This window comes from Arthrobacter sp. WCS2018Hpa-7, assembly GCF_031843805.1.
Lineage (GTDB): Bacteria > Actinomycetota > Actinomycetes > Actinomycetales > Micrococcaceae > Arthrobacter.
In genome coordinates this window covers 22,120-46,735 of the sequence record NZ_JAVTJB010000005.1, presented here as the reverse complement: position 1 = coordinate 46,735, position 24,616 = coordinate 22,120, and the positions used below count along the sequence as shown (strand labels likewise).

At 63.0% G+C, this 24,616-nt stretch carries 22 protein-coding genes and 1 tRNA gene; 12 read left to right on the top strand and 11 right to left on the bottom strand.

What is annotated here, in order from left to right:
* Positions 1-35 precede the first annotated feature (35 nt).
* The 3 genes from RQH14_RS07500 to RQH14_RS07490 all read left to right on the top strand — a co-directional run bounded on the left by RQH14_RS07500 (position 36) and on the right by RQH14_RS07490 (position 2,898).
* Positions 36-1,037, top strand: coding sequence for a metal ABC transporter solute-binding protein, Zn/Mn family (locus RQH14_RS07500; RefSeq protein ID WP_311212689.1), 1,002 nt, complete (start codon positions 36-38; stop codon positions 1,035-1,037).
* A 136-nt stretch (positions 1,038-1,173) separates the two neighbouring features.
* On the top strand, positions 1,174-2,007 hold the full coding sequence (locus RQH14_RS07495; protein WP_311212688.1) for a metal ABC transporter ATP-binding protein: 834 nt from the start codon (positions 1,174-1,176) through the stop codon (positions 2,005-2,007).
* Positions 2,008-2,898 (top strand): metal ABC transporter permease, encoded by an 891-nt coding sequence (locus tag RQH14_RS07490; protein WP_311212687.1) that lies wholly within the window; start codon positions 2,008-2,010, stop codon positions 2,896-2,898. It abuts the gene before it with no gap.
* Here RQH14_RS07490 and RQH14_RS07485 read toward each other — a convergent pair.
* The gene (locus RQH14_RS07485) at positions 2,895-3,362 is read right to left on the bottom strand and encodes a Fur family transcriptional regulator (RefSeq protein WP_311212686.1); all 468 of its coding nucleotides are present in this window, start codon (positions 3,360-3,362) and stop codon (positions 2,895-2,897) included. The genes RQH14_RS07490 and RQH14_RS07485 overlap by 4 nt on opposite strands.
* A 94-nt stretch (positions 3,363-3,456) precedes the next feature.
* Here RQH14_RS07485 and RQH14_RS07480 point away from each other — a divergent pair, with 94 nt between their 5' ends.
* Positions 3,457-4,110: an MBL fold metallo-hydrolase gene (locus RQH14_RS07480; RefSeq protein WP_311212685.1), complete on the top strand. Its 654-nt coding sequence runs from the start codon at positions 3,457-3,459 to the stop codon at positions 4,108-4,110.
* Here the strand turns inward: RQH14_RS07480 and RQH14_RS07475 are convergent.
* The gene (locus RQH14_RS07475; RefSeq protein ID WP_311212684.1) at positions 4,107-5,189 is read right to left on the bottom strand and encodes a PLP-dependent cysteine synthase family protein; all 1,083 of its coding nucleotides are present in this window, start codon (positions 5,187-5,189) and stop codon (positions 4,107-4,109) included. The two genes, RQH14_RS07480 and RQH14_RS07475, sit on opposite strands and share 4 nt — an antisense overlap.
* A gap of 71 nt (positions 5,190-5,260) precedes the next feature.
* Between RQH14_RS07475 and RQH14_RS07470 the strand changes: the two genes are divergently transcribed.
* From RQH14_RS07470 to RQH14_RS07460, 3 genes are read left to right on the top strand one after another with little or no spacing between them, the layout of a single operon-like run.
* Positions 5,261-6,169: a sulfurtransferase gene (locus RQH14_RS07470; protein WP_311212683.1), complete on the top strand. Its 909-nt coding sequence runs from the start codon at positions 5,261-5,263 to the stop codon at positions 6,167-6,169.
* Entirely contained in the window at positions 6,166-7,314 is a 1,149-nt protein-coding gene (locus tag RQH14_RS07465) for an NAD(P)-dependent alcohol dehydrogenase (RefSeq protein WP_311212682.1), read from the top strand. Before RQH14_RS07470 ends, RQH14_RS07465 begins: the two co-directional genes overlap by 4 nt.
* Positions 7,311-7,739, top strand: coding sequence for an HIT family protein (locus tag RQH14_RS07460; RefSeq protein ID WP_311212681.1), 429 nt, complete (start codon positions 7,311-7,313; stop codon positions 7,737-7,739). The genes RQH14_RS07465 and RQH14_RS07460 overlap by 4 nt, the downstream gene beginning before the upstream one ends.
* A gap of 60 nt (positions 7,740-7,799) precedes the next feature.
* On the opposite strand, the gene hrpA is transcribed toward RQH14_RS07460, so the two are convergent.
* The 3 genes from hrpA to RQH14_RS07445 all read right to left on the bottom strand — a co-directional run bounded on the left by hrpA (position 7,800) and on the right by RQH14_RS07445 (position 13,123).
* The gene (gene hrpA / locus RQH14_RS07455) at positions 7,800-11,753 is read right to left on the bottom strand and encodes an ATP-dependent RNA helicase HrpA (RefSeq protein WP_311212680.1); all 3,954 of its coding nucleotides are present in this window, start codon (positions 11,751-11,753) and stop codon (positions 7,800-7,802) included.
* A 13-nt stretch (positions 11,754-11,766) separates the two neighbouring features.
* Positions 11,767-12,759, bottom strand: a complete 993-nt coding sequence (locus RQH14_RS07450) for a WYL domain-containing protein (RefSeq protein ID WP_311212679.1) — start codon at positions 12,757-12,759, stop codon at positions 11,767-11,769.
* Positions 12,760-12,952: 193 nt separating this feature from the next.
* Positions 12,953-13,123 carry a hypothetical protein gene (locus RQH14_RS07445; RefSeq protein ID WP_311212678.1) on the bottom strand — a complete coding sequence of 57 codons (171 nt, stop codon included), beginning with the start codon at positions 13,121-13,123 and terminating at the stop codon, positions 12,953-12,955.
* 81 nt (positions 13,124-13,204) lie between these two features.
* Here RQH14_RS07445 and RQH14_RS07440 point away from each other — a divergent pair, with 81 nt between their 5' ends.
* Positions 13,205-14,173, top strand: coding sequence for a helix-turn-helix domain-containing protein (locus RQH14_RS07440; RefSeq protein ID WP_311212677.1), 969 nt, complete (start codon positions 13,205-13,207; stop codon positions 14,171-14,173).
* 31 nt (positions 14,174-14,204) lie between these two features.
* Here the strand turns inward: RQH14_RS07440 and RQH14_RS07435 are convergent, their stop codons facing one another.
* The 6 genes from RQH14_RS07435 to RQH14_RS07410 all read right to left on the bottom strand — a co-directional run bounded on the left by RQH14_RS07435 (position 14,205) and on the right by RQH14_RS07410 (position 18,846).
* Positions 14,205-14,507 carry a protealysin inhibitor emfourin gene (locus RQH14_RS07435; RefSeq protein ID WP_311212869.1) on the bottom strand — a complete coding sequence of 101 codons (303 nt, stop codon included), beginning with the start codon at positions 14,505-14,507 and terminating at the stop codon, positions 14,205-14,207.
* A gap of 79 nt (positions 14,508-14,586) precedes the next feature.
* On the bottom strand, positions 14,587-15,627 hold the full coding sequence (locus RQH14_RS07430) for a M4 family metallopeptidase (protein WP_311212676.1): 1,041 nt from the start codon (positions 15,625-15,627) through the stop codon (positions 14,587-14,589).
* A gap of 156 nt (positions 15,628-15,783) precedes the next feature.
* Positions 15,784-15,856 (bottom strand) — tRNA-Arg (locus RQH14_RS07425).
* 122 nt (positions 15,857-15,978) lie between these two features.
* Positions 15,979-17,481 carry an oxidoreductase gene (locus RQH14_RS07420; RefSeq protein WP_311212675.1) on the bottom strand — a complete coding sequence of 501 codons (1,503 nt, stop codon included), beginning with the start codon at positions 17,479-17,481 and terminating at the stop codon, positions 15,979-15,981.
* Entirely contained in the window at positions 17,478-18,350 is an 873-nt protein-coding gene (locus tag RQH14_RS07415; RefSeq protein WP_311212674.1) for an FAD:protein FMN transferase, read from the bottom strand. Before RQH14_RS07415 ends, RQH14_RS07420 begins: the two co-directional genes overlap by 4 nt.
* A 4-nt stretch (positions 18,351-18,354) precedes the next feature.
* Positions 18,355-18,846 (bottom strand): hypothetical protein, encoded by a 492-nt coding sequence (locus RQH14_RS07410; RefSeq protein ID WP_311212673.1) that lies wholly within the window; start codon positions 18,844-18,846, stop codon positions 18,355-18,357.
* Positions 18,847-19,063: 217 nt separating this feature from the next.
* Between RQH14_RS07410 and argS the strand changes: the two genes are divergently transcribed.
* The 4 genes from argS to thrC are packed head-to-tail and all read left to right on the top strand — an operon-like array spanning position 19,064 to position 24,615.
* Positions 19,064-20,728, top strand: coding sequence for an arginine--tRNA ligase (gene argS, locus RQH14_RS07405; RefSeq protein ID WP_311212672.1), 1,665 nt, complete (start codon positions 19,064-19,066; stop codon positions 20,726-20,728).
* A gap of 4 nt (positions 20,729-20,732) precedes the next feature.
* Positions 20,733-22,205: a diaminopimelate decarboxylase gene (gene lysA, locus RQH14_RS07400; RefSeq protein ID WP_311212671.1), complete on the top strand. Its 1,473-nt coding sequence runs from the start codon at positions 20,733-20,735 to the stop codon at positions 22,203-22,205.
* On the top strand, positions 22,198-23,511 hold the full coding sequence (locus tag RQH14_RS07395) for a homoserine dehydrogenase (RefSeq protein WP_311212670.1): 1,314 nt from the start codon (positions 22,198-22,200) through the stop codon (positions 23,509-23,511). Before lysA ends, RQH14_RS07395 begins: the two co-directional genes overlap by 8 nt.
* Positions 23,512-24,615, top strand: a complete 1,104-nt coding sequence (gene thrC / locus RQH14_RS07390; protein WP_311212669.1) for a threonine synthase — start codon at positions 23,512-23,514, stop codon at positions 24,613-24,615.
* Position 24,616: the final 1 nt, after the last annotated feature.

Genomic DNA, 24,616 nt, shown 5'->3' with positions numbered 1-24,616 from the left:
TTTAGAGATACACTCGAATCTGCCAGCAATTGTGTTTGATTCTCATTTTGAGTAGATCCGAGGTTCTCGTGCGTCGTTCCGCCGCCCGCCTGTCCATGGCCGCTTCCGCAGCCCTTGCCGCCCTGCTTCTTTCTTCCTGCGCTGGGACAGCAGGGGCAAGCGATCCGTCGTCGTCAGGTGGCATTGAGGTTGTCACCTCGACGAATGTCTACGGTGACGTCGTGAAGGCGATTGGCGGGGACAGGGTCAAGGTGAACGCCATCATCACCAAGACCAGCCAGGACCCGCACTCCTACGAGGCGAGTGCTCAGGACAAGCTGGTCATTTCCAAGGCCAAGCTCGTGGTGGAGAACGGTGGAGGCTATGACGAGTTCCTCCATAAAATTGCTGATGAGACCAAGGTCGGCCACGAGAACATGATCAGCGCCGTGGAAATCTCCGGGCTCGCCCCGGAAGAAGAAGCCCACAGCGAGGAATCCCACAGCGAAGAAGGCCACACGCATAACCACGGCGAGTTCAACGAGCACGTCTGGTACAGCCTGGATACCATGGGCAAGCTCGCCGATGCAGTCGCTGCCAAGCTCGGCAGCCTTGATGCGGGATCGGCCGCGACATTCACTGCCAATGCCGAAGCCTTCAAAACCAAACTCGCTGACCTCACCGGAAAGCTTGATGCCGTCAAGGCCGAAAACGACCACGCGCCGGTAGCTGTTACTGAACCCGTGCCCTTGTACCTCTTGGAGGCAGCCGGCCTGGAAAACAAGACTCCGGAGGCTTACAGCGCTGCCATTGAAGAGGAAACGGATGTCCCGGCCGCTGTCTTGAAGGAAACCACTGACTTGGTCAGCGCCAAATCCGTGCGCTTCCTGGCGTACAACGAGCAGACCGAAGGGCCCCAGACTGAAGCCGTCAAACGGGCCGCGGAAGCCGCCGGCGTGCCGGTGGTCAACTTCACCGAGACGCTTCCTGACGGTAAGGACTACATTCAGTGGATGGCGGATAACGTGGAAGCGGTCTCCTCTGCACTCAAGAAATAGCATTTCCTGACACCCGGTATGCGGTGAAGGGCCCTGCCAACGTCCTAAGATATTCAGGATGGCTGCGGGGCCTTTTGCCTGCCACCAGTACTGCCGTAAATACCAGCGGCACCATTGACTGCGTTCCCAGTGACGCATGGATCGAGGACAACTTTTGACACCGGTAGTGAGCCTCCGTGGAGCGAGCCTTCAGTTCGGGAAGAGGGCGCTCTGGCGGGACCTCGACCTCGACATCAATCCCGGCGAGTTCTTCGCTGTCCTGGGCCCCAACGGCAGCGGCAAGACCAGCTTCCTGAAGGTTCTCCTTGGCCTGCAGGAACTGCATTCGGGGACAGTTTCCCTGGGTGGCCATCCTGTGGAGCGCGGCAGCAAGCGGATCGGCTACATCCCGCAGCAAAAGTCGTTTGCTCCGGACACCCCGTTGCGTGCCCGCGACCTGGTGGGCCTGGGGATCGACGGGCACCGGTGGGGCATGCGGCTTTCGGCCGGGAAGGTCAACCCGAGGATCGACGAACTGCTTGAGCTGGTGGGAGCTTCCGACTACGCGAAGGTGCCCGTGGGGCAATTGTCCGGCGGCGAGCAACAGCGGTTGAGGGTGGCGCAGGCTCTGGCCACGGAGCCACAGGTTCTGCTGTGCGACGAACCGCTCCTTTCCTTGGACCTGCACCATCAACAGGGCGTGAGCTCCCTGATCAACAAGCAGTGCCATGAGCGCAACAGTGCAGTGATTTTCGTGACCCATGAAATCAACCCGGTGATCGACTATGTTGACCGGGTCCTCTACCTCGCCGGCGGCCAGTTCCGTGTAGGCACGCCCCAGGAAGTCATGACCACGGAAGTCCTTTCGGAGCTGTACAACAGCCATGTGGAGGTCATCCACGCCAACGGAAGGATCGTCGTCGTCGGCCTCCCTGACGCAACGACGCACTTCCATGACGATGCCCATGCAACCGCCGGGGAGGAGTTCTAGATGGACCTCGACACCATTCTGCAGACCATTTTCAACTTTGAGAACTACGGCGAGTTGCTGGTCCTCGTCCAGAACTCCATTTGGGCTGGAGCCGTGCTGGGACTGCTGGGCGGGTTGGTGGGCACGTTCGTGATGAAGCGGGACCTTGCTTTCGCGGTCCACGGCATCTCGGAACTGTCCTTTGCCGGTGCTGCGTTCGCTTTGCTGATCGGCGCCGACATCATCTTTGGCTCGTTGATCGGATCGGTGGCGGCCGCTGTGCTGCTGGGCTTCATGGGCGTCCGGGCGCGGGACAAGAACTCGATCATCGGCGTCATCATGCCCTTCGGCCTGGGGCTGGGCATCCTTTTCCTTGCACTCTATGAGGGCCGCGCGGCCAACAAGTTCGGACTGCTGACCGGCCAGATTGTTTCCGTCGATACCGTACAGCTGCAAGTTCTTGCGGGAACCGCAGTGGTGGTGATGATCGCCTTGGCGGCAATCTGGCGGCCACTGAGCTTTGCCAGCGTAGACCCCGAAATGGCGGAAGCCAGGGGTGTTCCGGTTCGTGGCCTGGCCATTGGGTTCATGGTGCTTCTGGGTGTCAGCGTGGCGCTGTCCATCCAAATTGTCGGCGCGCTGCTGGTCCTTGCCTTGCTGATTACGCCGGCAGCAGCTGCGCTTCGGGTGACCACCTCGCCCCGGTTGGTGGTAGTGCTGAGCGTGGTTTTCGCGATGACGGCTACGGTCGGTGGAATTCTGCTGGCCCTCGGCAGCCGGATTCCCATCAGCCCGTACGTCACCACGCTGTCATTCCTGATCTACGTGGTGTGCAGGGTGATCGGAAGGGTCAGGGCCAACAGGGGCCTCAATGGCAGGGTGTCGCGGGACCAGCCGGCAGGCGCTCTCTAGAGAACCCCGGCTGCCTTCTTGGCAGTGCACTCCGGGCACAGCCCGAAGATTTCCACGGTGTGGGCCACCTCAGTGAAGCCATGTTCCGAAGCCGTTCGTGCCGCCCAAGTCTCGACGGCGGGTGCCTCCACTTCAACTGCTTTGCCGCAGTTGCGGCACAGCAGGTGGTGGTGGTGCCCGGTGACGTTGCAGCGTCGGTAGACCGCTTCGCCCTCACCGTTGCGGAGGACATCAATGAGTCCGTCATCAGCCAACGATTGAAGAATGCGGTATGCGGTGGCCAGGGACACCGAAATGCCCTTGTTTTGCAGCAGGCGGTACAGCTCCTGGGTGCTGACGAAGTCATCCAATTCGTCCAGTGCGGCGCTGACGGCCAAGCGCTGCTTGGTAACGCGCTGCTCCTTGACGCCGCTGGTGGCCGGCGCCGAGGGGCCGGTCGTGGCGGAGTTGGTGCCGTGTGGCATTGAAGGACTCACTTCCCTGGGGATGCTGGCAAACCCCAATTTTACCAGCAGGGCAGGCTTGGAAACTGTCAGCCGGTGGTCCTAGGCTTTGGTCATGTTGCTCACCAAATACACCCACGCCTGTGTCCGGTTGGAGAAGGAGGGGAACGTTCTGGTCATCGATCCCGGGACCTTCTCCGAGTCCGGGGAAGCGTTGACCGGCGCCCACGCCGTCCTCATTACGCACGAGCACAATGACCACATTGACCGGCCCGCTTTGGTGTCCGCGCTCCGGAGCGACGCCGGGCTTGTGCTCCATGCGCCCGCCGGGGTTGCCGCCGCCCTGAGGGAGGAAGCGGATGTAGCAGCCCGTGTCCACACGGCTGAGCCGGGCTCCGACTTCGACGCCGCGGGGTTCAGGGTGCGCACGTTCGGCGGCCAGCACGCGGTGATCCATGCGCAGATCCCGGTGGTGGCCAACATCGGTTACCTGATAGATGACAACGTGTTCCACCCCGGGGACTCTTTCGTGGTCCCGGACGGGATTGAAGTCAAGACTCTCCTGGTTCCCATCCATGCCCCATGGTCCAAGGTGGGGGAGGTTGTTGACTTCGTCATCTCGGTCCGCGCTCCCCGGGCGTTCCCGGTCCACGACGCCCTGCTTAACGAACTGGGACGAGGCATTGTTGAAGGCCACGTGAGGCGTATCGGCGCCCGCTACGGGACAAGCTATGAGCGTCTTGACCCACGCGACTCGGTAGAGGTCTAGCCGGTCCACACCCCTGTGCGGTGGAACTGCTCCAGGACTGCCTCATGCGGTGCGGGGTCCAGCCCCTTGGCCGCCAGCCACCCGGCGTCGTAGTAGCTGCCCGCATAGCGGTCGCCGCCGTCGCACATCAGCGACACGATGCTGCCACGGCGGCCTTCGGCGACCATCCCGGCCACCAACTGCCAGACGCCCCAGAGGTTGGTCCCCGTAGAGGGTCCTGCGTGCAGGCCGGTGAGTTTCCGGAGGTGGCGCATGGCCGCCACGGAGGCCGCATCCGGCACCTGGATCATGTGGTCGATGACCGCCGGCACGAAACTCGGCTCGGATCGTGGCCGGCCGATGCCCTCGATCCTGGATGGCTGGCCTGTTGCCGCGGCGGCGCTTCCATCGCGCCATGCGGGGTAGAAGGCCGAGTTTTCCGGGTCCACCACGGCAAGGCGGGTGGAGTAGCGGTTATACCGAAGATAGCGGCCAATGGTGGCGCTGGTTCCACCCGTGCCCGCTCCCACGACGATCCACTCCGGGATGGGATGTTCCTCAAGGGCGAGTTGGTCGAAAATCGACTCGGCGATGTTGTTGTTGCCCCGCCAATCCGTGGCGCGTTCTGCGTGCGTGAACTGGTCCATGTAATAACCGCCGGAGGTTTTCGCGGTCTCTTCGGCCACCGCGTACACCTCGGAGGCGTGGTCCACCAACAGGCAGGCACCGCCGAAATCCTCGATCAGGGCGATCTTTTCCGGACTGGTGGTTTTTGTCATCACCGCGATGAAAGGCAGTCCGATGAGCCGGGCAAAATAGGCCTCGGAGACTGCCGTGCTGCCGCTCGAGGCCTCAACGATCGTGGTTCCCTCGGTGATCCAGCCGTTGACCAGTCCATAGAGGAACAAGGACCGCGCCAGGCGGTGCTTGAGGCTGCCGGAGCGGTGGGTTGATTCGTCCTTCAGGTACAGCTGGACGCCCCAGTGGTCCGGAAGGGGGACCGCGTAAAGGTGTGTGTCCGCCGAACGGTTGTTCTCGGCCTCGATTTTGCGGATGGCCTCACTGGCCCATGCCCTGTCCTGAATGCACGAATTGCTCACCGCATAAGCCTAGGCTGGAAACCGGGCGCCGGCAGCAACGGAGCCCATGCCGCGGGAATGAAGGAGAAACGATGGCCACGCTGATAAGTGCCCCCGAACTACGCAACCGCCTCGATTCAGGGGAGCGTACGGTGCTTCTGGATGTCCGCTGGGTGCTCGGCCGGACGGACGGGCACAGCGAGTACCTGGCGGGGCACCTGCCCGGCGCGGTGTTCGTGGACCTCCCCACGGAGCTTGCCGACCATGCGCAGCCAGGCCGTGGCCGGCATCCGCTGCCATCCACCAAACGGTTCCAGGATGCGGCGCGGCAATGGGGCATCAACGACGGCGATACCGTGGTTGCGTACGACAACAACGGGAGCATGGCCGCGGCCCGCGTTTGGTGGATGCTGCGCAATGCGGGCCTGGATGCTGTCTACCTGCTCGACGGCGGCCTCGCCGCTTGGCGTGCCGGTGGTTACCCGGTGGAGGCGGGCGACGTGAAGCCCGTCGTCGGACGTGTTTCCTTGGGCGAGGGAGGCATGCCGGCCATCAACGAACCCGAAGCCGCTCAGTGGCACAAGGACGGAGTCCTGCTCGATGCTCGGGCGGGGGAGCGCTACCGGGGCGAAGTGGAGCCGATTGATCCGCGGGCAGGGCACATTCCCGGGGCCGTCAGCGCCCCTACCACGGAGAACCTTGCACCCGACGGAACATTCCTGCCGGCCGAAGAGCTCCGCCGCCGTTTCGAAGCGTTGGGCGTGGATGGCACGTCCACCGTGGCGGTCTATTGCGGATCCGGCGTCACAGCAAGCCATGAAATCGCAGCGCTGCACATCGCGGGACTCCGGGCTGCCCTGTACCCGGGGTCCTTCTCGCAGTGGTCCAACAACCCTGGTAACCCGGTGGCCGTGGGCAGCGAGCCGTTGGAGGAAGATGCCGGGGACGGCGTAGGGCCGAGTGGCAGAAGCGGCGCTGCCGGGAGTAGCGTCGGATCATGACTCCAGGACGCCCCGTGCCCCCGCCCCTTGCCAGACCCATCACCCTGGACACCAGTGAAACCGGAAGCACCACCCTGGCTGCAGCGTATGGTGCCACGTCCCCGGACAGCGGCCTGGTGCCCCTGACCCTTGCGAGGCGGGCACCCACCGCAGATGACGTAGAGATCGCGATTGGGTTTTGCGGGCTGTGCCACTCCGACGTCCATGCGACGCGCGGTGAATGGCGGGTTCCTCCATACCCGCTGGTGCCGGGCCATGAAATTGTTGGCCGGGTAACCCGCGTGGGCTCCGCCGTGAAGGAATTCACGCCGGGGGACCACGTAGGTGTCGGCTGCATGGTGGACTCCTGCCGCGAATGCGAAAGCTGCCTTGAAGGCCTGGAGCAATACTGCGAAAGGGGCAACATCGGCACGTATGGTGCCGCTGACCCGCGTCAAGGTGACGCCATCACCCAAGGCGGCTACTCGACGTCGGTTGTGGTGGACCGGCGGTTCGTGCTGCGCGTTCCCGAGGCCCTTGACCCGGCAGCGGCAGCCCCTTTGCTGTGTGCAGGGATCACCACCTACTCTCCGCTGCGGTATTTCGATGTGGAAGAAGGCGACGCCGTGGGCGTGGTGGGCTTGGGTGGCTTGGGACATATGGCCGTGAAGATCGCCAAGGCCATGGGGGCGGAGGTGACGGTTTTCACCACCTCTGAATCCAAATTTGACGCTGCCCGGGAGTTGGGCGCCGATCACGTGGTCCTGTCCAAGGATGCCGAGGCCATGGAAGCCGCCAACAGGAGCATCGACGTCATTATTGACACGGTTGCCGCGCCGCACGACCTCAACCCCTATTTCCGCACGCTTCGACTGGACGGCGCGCTCTTCCAGTTGGGCCTTCCCGCCGATGAGATGCCGCCTGTCAGCCCCGGACTGCTCATCCGCCGCCGGCTCGCCTATGCGGGATCGTTAATTGGCGGCATCGAGGAAACTCAGGAAATGCTGGACTTCTGTGCGGAACACGGTGTTGCCAGTGACATTGAAATCGTGCGGGCCGACCAACTGAACGAGGCCTACGACCGCATGGTTGCCGGTGACGTGAAGTACCGTTTCGTGCTGGACACCTCAACACTCCAGGACCCATCCGAAAGGGCAGACGCATGAGCACACTGTTCACCAAAATCATCAACGGGGAGATTCCGGGCCGCTTCGTCTGGAAGGACGAGGATGTGGTGGCCTTCCTGACTATTGCACCGCTGACGCAAGGCCACACGCTGGTGGTGCCGCGCGCGGAAATCGACTCATGGACCCACGCGAGTCCAGAACTGCTGGCCAAGGTCATGGATGTCGCGCAAAGCATCGGAAAGGTCCAGGAGGACCTGTTTGATGCCAGGAGAGTCGGCGTCCTGATGGAAGGCTTTGAGGTGGACCACTTGCACGTCCACGTGTGGCCGGCCTACTCCACCGCGGACTTCGAGATCCACAACGTGGACCACAATCCGGATCCCGCCGTCATGGATGCCACCGCCGTGAAGCTTCGTGCTGCCTTGCGTTCGGCCGGGCATGGGGATGCTGTTCCGCAGGACTAAGACCTCAACAGAGTTGACCCGGCGGTGCTGAATCAGCGCCGCCGGGTTTTTTGGTCGATGCTAGGCCGGGGCGAGCGCCTGGTTCAGCACCGTGCGGATGCGTTTCTCCGAGACGGAGTAGGCGGTTCCGAGTTCTACGGCAAAGAGGCTGACCCGCAGCTCTTCGATCATCCAGCGCACCCGTGTTAACTCTGTGCCGGCCCGGCGCCCGGGGAGAAGTGCGGACGCGGCGTCGTCATAGTCATCCTCCAGCGCCTGCACGATCGCCATGTTCAAGCCATCCCGCTGCACGTTGCCGGGAAGCTTCTCCAGCCGCTTCTCGATCGCCTGCAAGTACCGCGGCAGCTGGCTAAGCTGCGCGTAGCCCGTCTGTGCCACAAAGCCGGGAAAGACCAACTGCTCCAGCTGGGACTTCATGTCGTTGAGGGCGCTGATCAGCGGCAGGCTGGCGTTGGACTTCAGCGCTTTCTGGATGCGCCGCGTACTTGCCAGAACGCGTTCGACGACGGCAGTCACCGTAAACACGGTATCGATCAGTTCAGCACGGACTACTTCATACAACGCATCGAAGGACTTCCTGTCCCACGGCAGGTCCTGGGGCGTCAGTTTGTCGATGGCAGCCAGGGCGCAGTCCGCGATCAGGGCACTGACGGATCCATGCGGATTCTGGCTGAAGGTCAGCTTCTCCATATTGCTCAGATGCTCCAGCACATAGCGGTCAGGAGGCGGAATCCGCAGTGCCAGAAGCCTGATGACGCCACCACGCATAGCGGCTTCCTGTTCGGCCTTGGTCTGGAAGACCCGAAGGGCCACGGACTTGCCTTCATCAACCACTGCCGGGAAGCCGGTGACTGCGTGGCCCTTGACGGTGCGCGTTACCTGCCGTTCCACGGTCCCGAAGTCCCACTCAGTGATTCCGCTGCGTTCAGCTACTACGCCATCGGGATTGCCGGAGGACGAAGCCTTGACAGCAGCCCCTTGACCGTTCGCCGGGCCGGAGACTCCCGGTCCCTTACCGGCCTTGGCCGGTGCCGTGGTGGCCGGGGTTGCGCCGAGCGATTCGGCGATGGCGCGGCGGGTGGCGGGGGCAAGCTTTTCCTGGAGTTCAGCGAGGTCCTTGCCTTCGTCCAGGACTTTGCCCTTGCTGTCCACCACCTTGAAACTCACGCGCAGGTGCGGCGGCACGGCATTCCAGTTCCAGGAACCGGGAGGAATAACGTGTCCGCGGAGCCGGCGAAGCACCAGTTCCAAGGAAGGCTCCAGCTCATCGGTTGCGGGGTCAAAGTCCGCTTCCAGTGCCGCGGTTGCCTGCCGGGCCACATCAGGTGCAGGGACGAAGTTCTTCCGCACTTGTTTCGGCAGCGACTTGATCAGGGCAGTGACCAGTTCTACCCGCTGGCCCGGAATCTGCCAACGGAACGGGGCGTCGTCCAATTGGTTGAGGAACAGCACGGGAACCTCGGCTGTGACGCCGTCCGATGGGTTGGGAGCCGACCCCGGTGCCACGGGATGGAACTCGTAGCTCAAGGGGAGCTCGAAGCCCTTGTGCAGCCAGGTCTTAGGATAGGCGGAATCGTCCAGCGCATCGGCGTCTTCGCTCATCAGCAGGGATTGGTCGAAGTCCAACAGCGTGGGGTCTGCCTGCCGGGCGTCCTTCCACCACTTATCAAAGTGCCTTTCGGAGACTACTTCCTGGCCCACGCGTGAGTCGTAGAATTCGAAGAGCGTTTGATCGTCCACCAGGATGTCCCGGCGCCGCATGCGGGTCTCGAGCTCTTCGATTTCCTGGAGCAGGGCACGGTTGCGGTGGAAGAACTTGTGATGGGTCTTCCATTCGCCCTCCACCAGTGCGTGGCGGATGAACAGTTCGCGGGAGAGCCCGGGATCAACCCGTCCGTAGTTGACCCTGCGGTTGGGAATGATCGGGACACCGTAAAGGGTGACTTTCTCGTGGGCCATGACGGCGCCTTGCCGCGAGGACCAGTGAGGTTCGCTGTAGGACCGCTTCACGAGGTCGGGAGCTACCTGTTCAGCCCACAGGGGATCGAATTTGGCGGCGACCCTGGCCCACAGGCGGCTGGTTTCCACCAGTTCCGCTGCCATGACAAATGCCGGAGACTTCTTGAACAAGGCCGAGCCGGGGAAGATGGCGAAGCGGCTGCCACGCGCACCGGCGTACTCGCGCTTGCGCTCATCCAAGAGCCCAATGTGGCTCAGCAATCCCGAGAGCAGGCTGATGTGGATGCCCTCATAGTTGCCCACCGGATCGGCTTCACGCCTGTTGTCCAGCGCGATGCCCAGTGGCTTGGCCAGCTGCCGGAGCTGGGTAAAGAGGTCCTGCCACTCGCGGACGCGCAGATAGTTGATGAACTCGTTGCGGCAGAGCTTGCGGAACTGGGTGGAGGACAGCTCGCGTTGCTTTTCCTGGATGTAGTTCCACAGGTTGAGGAAACCCGTGAAATCCGAGGTCTCATCGCGGAAGCGTGCGTGCTTTTCCGAGGCCAGCTGCTGCTTGTCCGTCGGCCTTTCGCGGGGGTCCTGAATAGTGAGTGCAGCGGCCAGGATCATGACTTCGCGGACGCAGCCACGCTTGCCTGCCTCAACGATCATGCGGCCAAGCCGGGGATCAACCGGCAGCTGGGCCAGCTGCTGTCCGACGGCGGTGAGGCCGCTGCCGCTGCGGCCTCCCGTTCCTGCGTCTCCGGACTTGGGCGAACCCAAGGCGCCGAGTTCGCGCAGGAGCGTGACGCCGTCGTTGATTGCCCTGGAATCCGGGGGCTCCACAAAGGGGAAGTTCTCTACGTCCTTGGGGCTGCGGGCCACGCCCATGGCGGTCATCTGGAGGATGACCGCAGCGAGGTTGGTTCGAAGGATTTCCGGGTCCGTGAACTGCGGACGGGACTCAAAGTCCTCCTCCGAGTACAAACGGATGGCGATGCCTTCGGAAACACGCCCGCAACGGCCTGAGCGTTGGTTGGCCGATGCCTGGGAGACGCGCTCGATCGGGAGGCGCTGGACCTTGGTCCGGTGGGAGTAGCGCGAAATACGTGCGGTGCCGGTGTCGATTACGTACTTGATGCCCGGGACGGTCAGCGACGTCTCAGCAACGTTGGTAGCCAGGATGATGCGCCGTTTGCCACCCGGATTGAAGACCCGGTGTTGCTCCTGCAGGCTCAGCCGCGCAAAAAGTGGCAGCACTTCGGTCCCGGCGAGGCGACGGTTGCTTTGGATGCGCCCGTTGATGGCCTCGGCGGCGTCGCGGATCTCGCGTTCACCGGAGAAGAAGATGAGGATATCGCCGGGAGCTTCCTTGGCGAGCTCGTCCACCGCATCGCACACTGCATCCAGGGGATCCCGGTCTTCTTCCAGTTCATCGTCCGAGGTGTCCTCATCCCCGCCGGCAGGCTGGGACAACGGCCGGTAGCGGATCTCCACCGGATACGTCCGACCGGACACTTCAATGATGGGCGCTGGGTCTTCCTCGCTCCCGAAGTGCTTGGCAAAGCGCTGGGGATCGATGGTGGCCGAGGTGATGATGATCTTGAGGTCCGGGCGCTGGGGGAGAATGCGTTTGATGTAGCCCAGGATGAAATCGATGTTGAGGCTGCGCTCATGGGCTTCATCGATGATGATGGTGCTGTATTTGCGCAGCAGCTTGTCTCTTTGGATCTCCGCCAGAAGGATGCCGTCAGTCATCAGCTTGATCTTGGTGGACGCGCTGACCTCTCCGGTGAAGCGGACCTGGAAGCCCACCTCCTGTCCGATTTCGACGTCCAGTTCCGAGGCGATTCGTTCTGCGACGGTACGGGCTGCCAGGCGGCGCGGCTGGGTGTGCCCGATCAGGCCTTTGTCTCCAAGGCCAAGTTCGAGGCACATCTTGGGGATCTGCGTGGTCTTACCGGAACCGGTCTCGCCGGCGATGATGGTGACCTGGTTTGCGGCAATGGCCGCCATCAGATCCTCGCGGCGCTCGGATACGGGCAGCTCAGCGGGGTAGGAAATATGAAGTGTCATGGCTGCTGCCAGTCTACTGTGGCCGCGGTTCCACGTCCGCTGCGTCCGTCACAGTCCCCGCTGCCGCAGTGAGCCGGTGGGACAGATGCCGGGCGAAGGACCTGAATTCTTCCGGTTCCAGGATCTCGAAGTCCATGTCCAGCGCGGCAAGATAAGCGGCGGGTGCGGCAAGGTTGTCCCACCCGGAACGGAGGATCGTTGCTGACGGACCGTCAGCGGACAGCGTCGCGTACTGCGAACTGACGACGGCGGCCACCTCCGCGAGCGGCGCGCGGAGCCGCACCACGACGTCGAACCTGTACGGGGAACGGGTGATGGATTGCTGCACGTAGGCTGCCAGGTCTTCCGCCGGCAAGGGACGGGGCGTGTACTTTTTGCGTTCTGACGGCAGGGAAGCAAAGCGGTCCGCGCGGAAGGTCCGCCAGTCTTCCCGCTCCACATCCCAGGCCACCAGGTACCACCGGCGGCCCGTGTCCACCAGCCGGTAGGGTTCCACAAGGCGTCGTGCCGATTCGCCGTCGGACTTGACGTAGTCAAAAGAGATCTGGCGCCGGTCCGATATCGCGGCTGAAACCACCGTCAGCTGCTGGGGATCAACCGTGGCTGCGTTGCTGGGAAGGGTAGTGACCGCTGCTTTCAGCATGGCGAATTTCGGACGCAGCCGGGAGGGCAACACTTGTTCCAGCTTTGCCAGGGCGCGGACGGAGGCCTCGCCAATTCCGGCGACGGGTCCCGCGGCTACTGAGTTCAACCCCAAGGCAACTGCCAAAGCTTCGTTGTCGTCCAGCAGCAGGGGCGGCAGTTGCGCGCCGGCCCCCAATTGGTAACCGCCAGCGATCCCCGGGGAGGCGTGGATGGGATATCCGAGGTTACGGAGCTTGTCGACATCGCGTCGCACGGTCCGTTCGGTGACGCCCATGCGGTCCGCGAGAGCTGGACCCGTCCACTCCCGGCGCACCTGCAACAGAGACAACAACTGGAGAAGGCGGGCAGAGGTTTGGATCATGCAAGTGAATCTAGTCCATGTGGCATCGGCATGGATGCCCGTTCCGTCGCAAGTGGCAGGCATAGGGACGCCCGCCGTTCGGGGAATCTGCGCAGAATTCCGTGAACGGGCGGGCGTCGAATGGACAATACGGGTTGCCGGTGGTGGCTGGCAGGCTAGGTTTTTCCGAAGGTGTGCAGTGGCCCGGCATGGCCTAGTAGATGCGGGGGTTCCAATACGGGGTGCTGGGAGCGTCGAAAGCGCTCCAGGGTTCCTTGGACTGGATGGGCGGGTTATGGCCGCGGCCATCCTTCAGCAGGGCTGAGACTGTGGCTGAGACGGCGGTGAGGAGGACGATGAAGAGGATGATTCCGAAGATTTCCATGTCTCCAGCCTGCTCCTGTGGAAGGTCAAGAAACAGTGGCAGAAATGCCCCATTTAGATAATTTTCTGCCACACTGGAGATATGTTGAAATCAGTGGCGGTGATAGTTGTTCCCGACTTCTCGATCTTCGAGTTCGGCACGGCGTTCGAAGTCTTCGGCATCGACAGATCGGATCGGGGCGCCGGAGTTCCGGCCTTCGACTTCCGGGTGTGCGCACCCGAGCCGGGGGACATCCGCATGAAATCCGGGCTGTCCCTCCACGTGAACCTGGGCCTTGAAGCTGCCGCAGACGCGGACCTCGTCATCATGGCGCCTTTCGGACGGGACCAAGCCGTCCCCGAGTCGGTCTTGGAGGCTCTGCGAGCGGCCCACGCACGGGGCGCATGGGTGATGTCCATCTGCTCCGGGGCCTACGCTCTGGCCCGTGCTGGCTTGCTGGAAGGGCGGCGCTGCACCACCCACTGGCACTATTCACAGGATCTTTCCAGCCGATACCCCGGGGCCATCGTGGACGAGAACGTCCTCTATGTGCAGGACGGAACCATCATCACCAGCGCAGGCACCGCGGCCGGCATCGATGCCTGCCTCCACTTGGTACGCGTCGAATTGGGAGCCAACGTAGCTGCCGCCATTGCCCGGGACATGGTGGTTCCGCCGCACCGCGATGGCGGCCAGGCCCAGTTCATCGACCGGCCCATGCCCCGCTGCGGATCTGCGCCCATGGAGGAGCTCCTCCGGTGGATGGTTGAGCACCTCGACGAGGAACACAGCGTTAACGAGTTGGCGGCCCGCCTCCACATGTCACCGAGGACCTTCGCCCGCCGCTTCAGGGCAGAGACGGGAACTACTCCTGCTGCCTGGCTGAATTCGCAGAGGGTGCTCAGGGCCCAGGAACTCCTGGAGACCACTGAGCTGAACATCGACGAAGTCGCCAGGGAAGCGGGGTTCGGACATTCCGTGCTGCTCCGCCACCATTTCACCAAGGTGCTGGATACCAGCCCGCAGAGCTACAGGCGTGCTTTTCGTGGGCAGTTGGCGGAGGCCGTCTAGAGACGCGCCGGGTTCAGTGCATCCCGGGCTTTCAGCGCCGGCTCCCCAGCCGGCCGCGGGACTCAGAGCCCTCGGCCTTGGCGCATTCCACCAGTTCCTGCCAAGGCCCGGTGACGGCACGGTCCGGGAGGGTGGCCCGGCGTTGGCCTGCCCTGATGGAGTACATGAACCTGTCCGGTTCGTTGGCCGCCCGTGACTGGCTCTTGGCTTCCTCCCAAGGGCAAGCCTCAACCATCGGAACCCATCGTTCCTTGTCGCCGGGGGAGACTGCGTCCACGCTCCAGACGCGCGTCATCGCTGCAATTCCCCCACTGCGTTGGACGGTGATCTTCATGGCCGGCTGCTTCTCGTTCGACGTTTCCTCGTCAGTCAGCCAGCGGGACCGCACCAAGCTGTCCGGTCCCGCCATCCGACTAAACCTTGACCTTCACAGTCTCCCACGCCTTAAGGACGGCGTCATGCTCCGCAGAACCGGAACCGAAGAGTTCCTCAGCGGTAGCCACGGTGGTCTTGGCAAACTTTCCGAAAGTGCAGGTCGCGGGGAGGGATCCACTGGTCAACGTCCCGTACCAGATCTGGCCGGGGGCCTCCCACGCATTGCCGCCGAGTTCCGAGGCCACAACGTAGAAAGCCTTGTTGGGGATGCCGGAGTTGATGTGCACCCCACCGTTGTCCGCGCTGGTGCGCACGTAGGTGTCCATGGAGTCCGGCTGGGGATCCTTGCCGAGGACGTCGTCGTCGTAAGCGGTGCCCGGTGCTTTCATGGAGCGCAGGGCAGCGCCTTGGACCTGCTCAGTGAAGAGTCCCTCACCGATGAGCCAGCTGGCCTTCGCCGCAGACTCCTGCTTCAGGTACTGCTCCACGAGGACACCGAAGACGTCGGACATGGACTCGTTGAGAGCCCCGGCCTGGTTCCGGTAGGCCAGGTTGGCCGTGTACTGGGTCACCCCGTGGGCGAGTTCGTGGCCGATGACACTGACGGACTTGGTGAAGCGTTGGAAGATCTGCCCGTCGCCATCGCCAAAGACCATTTGGGATCCGTCCCAAAAGGCGTTGTCGTAGAGCTTTCCGTAGTGGACAGTGGCATCCAGGGCGAGGCCCGCATCATCAATGGAGTCCCTGCCGAAGATTTCGCCATAAAGGCGGTGCGTGCTGCCGAGGCCGTCATAGGCCTCATCAGCGGCCACGTCCCCCACGGGCCCTGCACCTTCCTTCCGGACAACACGGCCGGGCAGGGTCTCTGAAGATTCGGCATCGAAAACAGTTCGCTTGGGCGGGCCCGGCTTTGCCTGGCGGGCGCTGGGTGGCGCCGCCGGGATGGGTGCTGTGCGGATGGCTTGCAGGCCTTTGATGTGCAGCAGCGACTCTTTGGCTGCCCTGGCCACAGCCCGCAGCCGTGGCTCGTTCTGGGCGGCAATCCTGCGAAGCATGTACGGAGGAACGATCGAGCACATCACGGCAAACCCCTTTGGCTATCGGAAAGACCAACTGGATTCAGCCTAAAAGCAGCCGCCGACAATATTGCGGTGTACGCCCGGCAAGCCCCGAACTGATAGCAGGGCTCCGGCACACAAAAATACCCCGCCAGTTCACTGGCGGGGTATTCGTTGTGCCCTCGATAGGATTCGAACCTACGGCCTTCTGCTCCGGAGGCAGACGCTCTATCCCCTGAGCTACGAGGGCATCCAGGGTTCCCTCCGTTGCCGGTGGGACGTCCTAGAGCTTAGCAGCCACTGCGCCGCAAATGAAAACCCGGCGCCCCGGCGGCAATCCCCGCCTTGGAGCGTCCGGACCGGCCCTTGGCATCAGTACCCGGCGAACGAATCCACGTGGATGCGGCGCGCCCCGGCAGAGCGGGCCGAAGCACGCAGGGAATCAACGCTCGCTGGTGAACCGGAAACAAAAACTTCCCGTTCCGCAACGTCAGGGACCAACTCCTTAAGGCGCTCCGCATCGATCCTGGCGGCACCGGCGTCGACCATGAATTCCGGGGGAGCGGAACCGTCCGCCAGCCGGGCGATCACCCTGGCCCCGGAGGCTTCCAGCTGCTCCACGCCGGCCAACTCATCGCGACCTTTGGCAAGGTACAAGACCACGGTGTCGCGAGGCGCAGCGTCAACGGACAGGTGGGAGAGGAAGGGCGTGATACCGATTCCCGCAGCGATCAGCAGGACCGGTTTCCCGGCGTCGCGCGGTAGAAGAAAGTCGCCACCTACGGCCGTGGCAGAGAGCATGTCCCCGGGCTTCAAAGCCAACAGTGCCTTCTTTGCCGTGGACAGCGGCTCGGCCGTGCCAACTCCAAAGGTCACCTCCGGGGCACCCGGGGCGCTGGTGATGCTGAAGACCCTCCGTCGTCCCTTGCCGTCGGAAGCCCGGTGCGGCAGGTTGAGTTCCATGAACTGGCCGGCAGCAAAGCGCACCGGGCGCTGTGGCTCAAACCTGAACTCGGTGCTGCCCGGGGTCAGGGAACGCGAACCCTTGAACGTCAGTTCCACCCCGCCCCGTTGGCCCAGGAAGAAGGCCAGGAGGTTACCCAGCAACAACGCGAGTTCGGGGGAGTTGGCAACAAAGCCGAAGTTGTAGGGAACAGCGAACACGACGCCCACCACACCGGCAAGCGCCAACTGCTGCCAGCGGCGGGGAGGGAGGGTGAGCGGCTCCGAGAGCATGAAGCCCACGAAAAACAGCAGAGGCCTCTGCGCCAAGGCCTGCCACAAGGCCTGTCCGAATGTCATGCTGCGGCTCAGGAGCTCCACCGTGATGATGCCGGCAGCCACCACAAGGAAGACCGTGGCCATCAACATTTTCCGCGTGCGGTACAACACAATCAGCACGCCGGGAACCAGGAGCCACAGCATCGCAGGGGTCGCTGCCCACCACGTGGCGATGTTCAACCCGGTCAGGCCGGTGACGAAGGCCCCGGCCGCTGCCGGATTGAAGATGTGCCGCCCTCGAAAGGCCAACGCATACTTGGACACGCTGGCCACCACGCAGGCCAGGGCCACGCCTGTCATGTCAGTGACTCCGAAGGCAGGCCAGAACAGGAAATAGAGCAGCAATCCCGTAATCAGGGAGGACTCCGTGTGTGGCTTGACGCCGAAGATCAAGGCCAACAGTCGGTTGGACGCGTACGTCACCGCCAGGCAGAGCACCAGATGCACCAGCATCTCCGGGAGGCCGAACGTCAGCCAGCCCAGAATGTTGAGGAGCATGCTGTAGGCCACCAGCACACCCAGCACCCACAGAATCAAGCGGTACATCGTGAAGCGGCCCAACCAGGTGTCTACGCGGGACTTAGCGGCAATCATGTGAACAGTCTCCCCTCGAAACGGTGCGAAAACGTGGCGGCACCACTGGAGGACACCCTGATCCAGGAGAAATCGAACTCATCCTGCAATTGGGCCGGTTCAAGCATGAACAGGGCGGTGGCCAAGGCATCCGCCACCAAAGCGCTCGCGGCCATGGTCCAGGTAGCTACTGTGGTCTGGATGGGCTTGCCGGTGGTCCCATCCAGGACATGGTGCAGGCCATCGCCCCAGGCGCGCCGGTTGGAAGCCGAGGCACAGAGTGCTGAATTGTGGAGCTCAACAGTGCCTATGGCCTGGCCGGGGTCATAGGGATGCTCCAAGGCGACCACCACAGGATGGGTGCCCGCATGGAGCATGTCGCCGCTCCCATCAACCAGGAACTCGGGATGACCGGTTGACTGCAGGACCCCGCCCAGCAGGTCCACCAGCTGTCCCTTCCCCGCGGCCCCTATGTCCAGGACCACTGGTTCGGTGGTGGTCAGGGCCGTATCCGTCCACTCAAGGACGTCTTCCCAGCGCGGCGGGGCCTGGGGATTTCCGGACGGGGCCAGTGTGTAACCGGGATCGTAGCCAAGCCGTTCCAGGCTGCTGCCGATCAGTGGGGTCATGGCGCCCCCGCTGAGCCGGTACAAGGCCGCGTAGACGTCATGAAGGGCTGCGGCATGCCCGGGCAAAGTGATCCTGCCCGGTTCGCGGGACAGTCCGGACACCAGGGAGTCCATCCTGAACCGCGAATACGTTGTGTCGTAGTCACTGACTGTTTCCAGCAGTTGGTGCCGCACCGCGGGTCCCAGTGCCTCCGGCGTCGAAATCTCCCAGTGCGTCCCAATGCCGTCAAAACTGAAGGAGCTCCAGTCAGCGAGCGGCATGGTGCTACTTGGCCTGGGACTTGATCTGTTCCACGGCTTCGTTGAACCCGCCGGACGTCAAGGAAGAACCAGCCACCTTGGAGACATTGAGTTCATCGATCTTCTTGCCCACAATCTGCGCCGAAATGCCGCTGGCGAACTCGCCCTGGAACTTCTTGGTGTTGGGGTTCGAAGGGTGCGTGGTGATGTTGACCGCGGATACCGTGTCACCTGCAAGCGTCAATTCCACGCCAACGGTCTCCTGGCCATTGGGGGACGTGTAAGTTCCGTCGGCGCTGTAGGTGCCGTCCTTATACGCCGAGGTGCCCGCGGCAGTGGAGCCGGACGCGGTAGAGGAAGAGGTGGGGCTGGACGTGCTGGCCTGGCCGCCATTCTCGGCTGCCGGCGTGGACTCAGCGGAAGGGGACTGCGCAGATGGCGCGCAGCCCGCCACGGCACCGATGAGGGAAAGGCCGGCAATTCCGGCGTAAATGCTCTTGCGGAGTGGCGTAGTCATGGTTCTGCTCGTTTCAACTGGACAAGAAATGGTCATGGGATTGGTACTCGCGGGATGGCGGACGAGGCCACCTCCTACGTCTTCACAACGTTGAATTCAGCGTAATGGTTCAGTCTGTGCCACCCGCCAGTCGTTCCTGTGTGCCGGCTGTGACCGGATTATCCACATAAGCGACCCCCAATTCCGCGACTTTGCGGGCCCCCGGTAGGCTAGATGCGTGACTCCCGAAGAACTCTCTGCTGCCATATCCGCCTGCCTTAAGGACGCCGTCTCTACCGGCGAAATTACCTTGACGGAATCTGCCGTGCCCGATTCCGTGCGAGTGGAGCGACCCAAGAACCGGGATCATGGAGACTGGGCCACCAACATCGCCCTGCAGCTCTCCAAGCAGGCCGGCATGAATCCGCGCGAATTCGCCGGCATCCTCAGCAACCACTTGCAGGGCATTCCAGGTGTTACCGGGGTCGAAATCGCTGGTCCAGGCTTCCTGAACATCACTGTGGATGCCGCCACCGCCGGTGTCCTCGCCAAGGCCATTGTTGAGGCCGGCGCCAGCTACGGAACCAACCAGGCGCTCGCAGGCCGCGTGGTTAACATGGAATTCGTTTCCGCGAACCCCACCGGACCGCTCCACATTGGGCACACCCGTTGGGCGGCCTTGGGCGATGCCATAGCCCGGGTCCTGCGCGCCTCCGGTGCAGACGTCACCGCTGAGTACTACATCAACGACGCCGGTTCGCAGATGAACGTCTTCGCCAACTCTGTCCTTTCCCGGCTGCACGGCCGCGGCGTCCCTGAGGGCGGCTACCCGGGTGAGTACATCCGCGAGCTCGGCGACGAAGTCCTCAACGCACACCCCGGCATCCGGGAACTGACGGACGAGGCCGCTCTCCCTGTGATCCGTTCCGCTGCCTATGAGGCACAGATGGCGGACATCAAGACGACCCTGGCGGAATTCGGCGTAGAGTTCGACGTCTTCTTCTCGGAGAAGGAATTGCACGACGCCGGTGCGATCGAATCCGCCGTTGCCCGTCTTCGCGAGCAGGGCCACGTCTTTGACGACGGCGGTGCCGTTTGGCTGCGCACCACCGACTTCGGTGACGACAAAGACCGCGTCATGATCCGTGCCAATGGCGAACCGACCTACTTCGCCGCGGACGCTGCCTACTACCTTTCCAAGAAGGACCGCGGGTTCACTGAGAAGATCTACCTGCTCGGTGCCGACCACCACGGATACATCAACCGCCTGAAGGCCATCGCGGCCTGCGCGGGCGATGATCCCGAGGTCAACATCGAGGTCCTCATCGGCCAACTGGTGTCGGTAAATGGCGCAAAACTGTCCAAGCGTGCCGGCAACATCATCGAGCTCAAGGACCTCATTTCCTGGCTCGGCAAGGACGCCGTCCGCTACTCGCTGGCCCGTTTCCCGGCCGACTCGCCACTGACGCTGGACCCGGAACTGTTGAAGAAGCACAGCAACGAGAACCCGGTGTTTTACGTGCAGTATGCCCATGCCCGTTCCCGCGGCACGGCACGCAATGCTGCCGAGGCCGGAGTGGAGCGCCAGGTCGATGGCGTGGATGCGTTCGACGCATCGCTCCTGGACCACGCCACGGAAAACGAGCTGCTTTCCTACCTGGGCAGCTACCCGTCCATCGTGGCCAAGGCAGCTGAGCTGCGCGAGCCACACCGCGTGGCACGCCACCTTGAAGTCATCGCCGGGGCCTACCACCGCTGGTACGACGCCTGCCGGGTGTCGCCGCAGGGTGACGATCCCGTCCTTGACGTCAATCGCACGCGCCTCTGGCTCAATGACGCCACCAGCCAGGTACTCGCCAACGGACTCGAACTGCTGGGCGTTTCGGCGCCGGAACGGATGTAGGGCAATGAACACAGCCGCTGACCACGCTTCTCCGCTCGCTCCTGAATGGTTGGCCGTACCCGCGGACCTCAACGCACTGCAGGAACCCATGTGGGCAGCCGGGGTTGGAAAGAACGACGCCGGTGAGGTCACCGTTGACGGGTTCTCCGTCAGTGAACTCAAGGAACAGTTCGGTACTCCGCTGTTTGTCATGAGCGAATCGGACTTCCGCTCCCGCGCCAGGGCGTTCAAGGATGCCTTCGACGCCGCCTTCGCCGACATCTGCGGGGGAGTGGACGTCTACTACGCAGGGAAGTCCTTCCTGTGCACCGCTGTGGCCAGTTGGGTGGCAGAAGAGGGACTCCGCCTGGATACGTGTTCCGGCGGCGAACTCGCTGTCGCTGCACGTGCAGGAATTGATGGCTCCAACCTGGGTCTGCATGGCAACAACAAGTCGGACGCGGAGATCAACCGCGCCCTGGACATGAAGCTGGGCAGGATCGTGGTGGACAGCCTCGATGAACTTGAGCGGGTTGCCAAAATAGCTTCCGGCCGCGGCGAGGTTGCCAAGGTCATGCTGCGCCTGACACCTGGTGTGCACGCGCATACCCACGAGTTCATCGCCACCGCACACGAGGACCAGAAGTTTGGCCTGTCCATGGCCGAAGACTCCACCGAGGAAGCGGGTCTGTCGGCAGCCGAGGAAGCTGTGGCAGCGGCCACCTCCTACTCAAGCGTCGAACTGCTGGGCCTCCACTGCCACATCGGCTCGCAGATCTTTGAACCTGATGGCTTTGCTGTCGCTGCGGAGAAGCTTCTGGGCTTCCTTGCGGCCATGCAGGCCAAGTACTCCATAGTCCTGCCGGAACTGGACCTCGGAGGCGGCTACGGCATCGCCTACACCCCGGTGGACACACCCCGCCCACCGGCTGAGATCGCGGAGGCGATGGCCGCCGTCGTGCGTTCCACCTGCGCCGAGTTGGACATCACGCCGCCGCGCATCTCCATCGAGCCCGGACGGGCCATCGTCGGCAGCACCACGTTCACGCTCTATGAAGTGGGCACGCTCAAAACCGTCCGTGTTGACGCCCCTGAGGGTGGGGACGGGCAAAAGAACGTTACGTATCCGCGCCGCTATGTGTCAGTGGACGGCGGCATGAGCGATAACGCCCGTCCGGTGCTGTACGACGCGGATTATTCGGCGATTTTGGCTTCCCGTGACTCCTCGGCGGCTCCCCAGCTGTCCCGCGTAGTGGGCAAACATTGCGAGAGCGGCGACATAGTTGTTAGAGATGTATATCTGCCCGCGGATGTGGCAGCCGGTGATTTGCTCGCAGTACCGGGTACCGGCGCCTACTGCTGGGCCCTCTCCAGCAACTACAACTACCTGGCACGGCCTGGCGTTGTCGCTGTACGCGACGGAGCTGCCCGGCTGATTGTCCGCGGGGAAACCGAAGAAGATCTCTTGAACCGCGACATGGGAGTGGCGAATGTCTGAAGTGCGAACCTTGAAGGTGGCCCTGCTGGGCTGTGGCAACGTTGGGGCCCAGGTCGCGCGGATTCTGATTGACGACGCCGAGGCCTTGGCTGCCCGCAGCGGCGCCCGCCTGGAACTTTCCGGCATCGCCGTACGCACCATCGATGCCCCGCGTGACGTCGAACTGCCGCGTGAACTTTTCACCACGGATGCCGACACCTTGGTCAAGGATGCAGACCTGGTCATCGAACTCATGGGAGGCATTGAGCCTGCACGCTCGCTGATCCTGACGGCCATCCAGAACGGCGCATGCGTTGTCACAGGCAACAAGGCCCTGCTTGCGCAGGACGGCCCCACCTTGTACGAAGAGGCTGATAAAGCCGGCGTCCAGTTGTCCTACGAAGCGGCAGTAGCCGGTGCCATCCCCATCCTGCGCCCCATCCGCGACAGCCTGTCCGGCGACCGCATCACCAGGGTCCTGGGCATCGTCAACGGCACCACCAACTTCATCCTTGACCAGATGGACACCACAGGTGCTCAGTTCTCTGACGCCTTGGCCGAAGCCCAGCGCCTCGGATATGCCGAAGCGGATCCCACCGCCGACGTCGAAGGACACGACGCCGCGGCGAAGGCCGCCATTCTCGCGTCCTTGTCCTTCCACACGCGCTTCTCCCTGGATGATGTCTACTGCGAAGGCATCACCAAGGTCAGCGCCGCTGACATCGCTTCTGCCAAGGAGGCCGGATTCGTCATCAAGCTGTTGGCGATCGCCGAGAAGATCGATTCCGAAAACGGCAGTGGCATTTCAGTGCGCGTCCACCCCACACTGCTGCCGCGGGAACACCCGCTGGCCGCCGTTCGTGGTGCCTTCAACGCCGTCTTCATCGAAGCGGAGAACGCCGGAGAACTGATGTTCTACGGCCAGGGTGCAGGTGGAACCCCCACCGCCTCTGCCGTACTTGGTGACCTCGTCTCCGCAGCGCGGCGCCTGGTCCTGGGTGGCCCGGGCCGTACGGAAACCACCACCGGGCACGTTCCGGCACTGGCCATCGATGCCTCCAACACCAGCTACTACATCGGCTTGGACGTAGCTGACCAAGCAGGCGTTTTGGCTCGGATTGCGCATATCTTTGCGGAAAACGGTGTCTCCATCGAAATCATGCGTCAGACGATCCACCGCGACTCTGAGTCGAACGTTGAATCGGCTGAGCTGAAGATCGTGACGCACCGTGCATCCGAAGCTGCACTCGCAGCAACCGTCGAGGCCGTCAAGGGCCTGGACGTCATCAATTCTGTGACATCCGTACTGCGGGTAGAAGGGGTCTAAGTGGCTCACCAATGGCGCGGAGTAATCCGCGAATACGCTGATCGTTTGCCCGTAACGGAAGCCACCAAGGTCATTACCCTCGGCGAGGGCGGCACGCCCTTGGTTCATGCACGGCAGCTCTCGGAGCTTACCGGCTCAGAGGTGTACCTCAAGGTTGAAGGCATGAACCCCACGGGTTCCTTCAAGGACCGTGGCATGACCATGGCCATGACGGCGGCAGTTGAAGCCGGCGCCAAGGCCGTAGTCTGCGCGTCTACCGGAAACACTTCCGCCTCGGCCGCTGCCTACGCCACTGCGGCCGGCCTGAAGTGTGCAGTTCTGGTTCCTGAAGGCAAGATCTCCATGGGCAAACTGAGCCAGGCGATCGCCCACGGCGCCACCTTGCTCCAGGTTGACGGCAACTTCGACAACTGCCTGGACATTGCCCGCAAACTGGGCGAGTCCTACCCGGTGTTCCTGGTGAACTCCGTCAACCCAGCCCGCATCCAGGGTCAGAAGACCGGTGCGTTCGAAATCGTGGATTCACTCGGCGATGCTCCTGACATCCATGTGCTGCCCGTCGGTAATGCCGGCAACATCAGCGCCTACTGGAAGGGTTACAAGGAATATTCCGCGCCTTTCGAGACCGCTAACGGAACCTTGCCGGCCGTCTCCACCAAGACGCCCATCATGTGGGGCTTCCAGGCTGCAGGGGCTGCGCCGTTCGTTGCCGGACACCCGATCACCGAGCCTGACACCATCGCTACTGCCATCCGCATCGGCAACCCGGCGTCGTGGGACACCGCTGTTGCCGCCCGCGACGAATCCGGTGGCCTGATTGAGGCCGTCACGGATGATGAGATCCTGGCAGCCCACCGCTGGTTGTCTGCCAAAGAAGGCGTCTTCGTGGAGCCAGGCTCCGCTGCAGGCGTAGCGGGCCTCATCAAGAAGCACGCTGCGGGCGAGGTTCCCTCCGGAAAGACCATCGTCATCACGGTCACCGGTCACGGACTCAAGGACCCTCAGTGGGCCCTGCGCACTGAGGATGGCAGTGATGTCCACCCCGTCAAGGTGCCGAACGACGTCGTCACCGTTGCCGCAGAACTGGGACTGGAAGAAAAGTAAG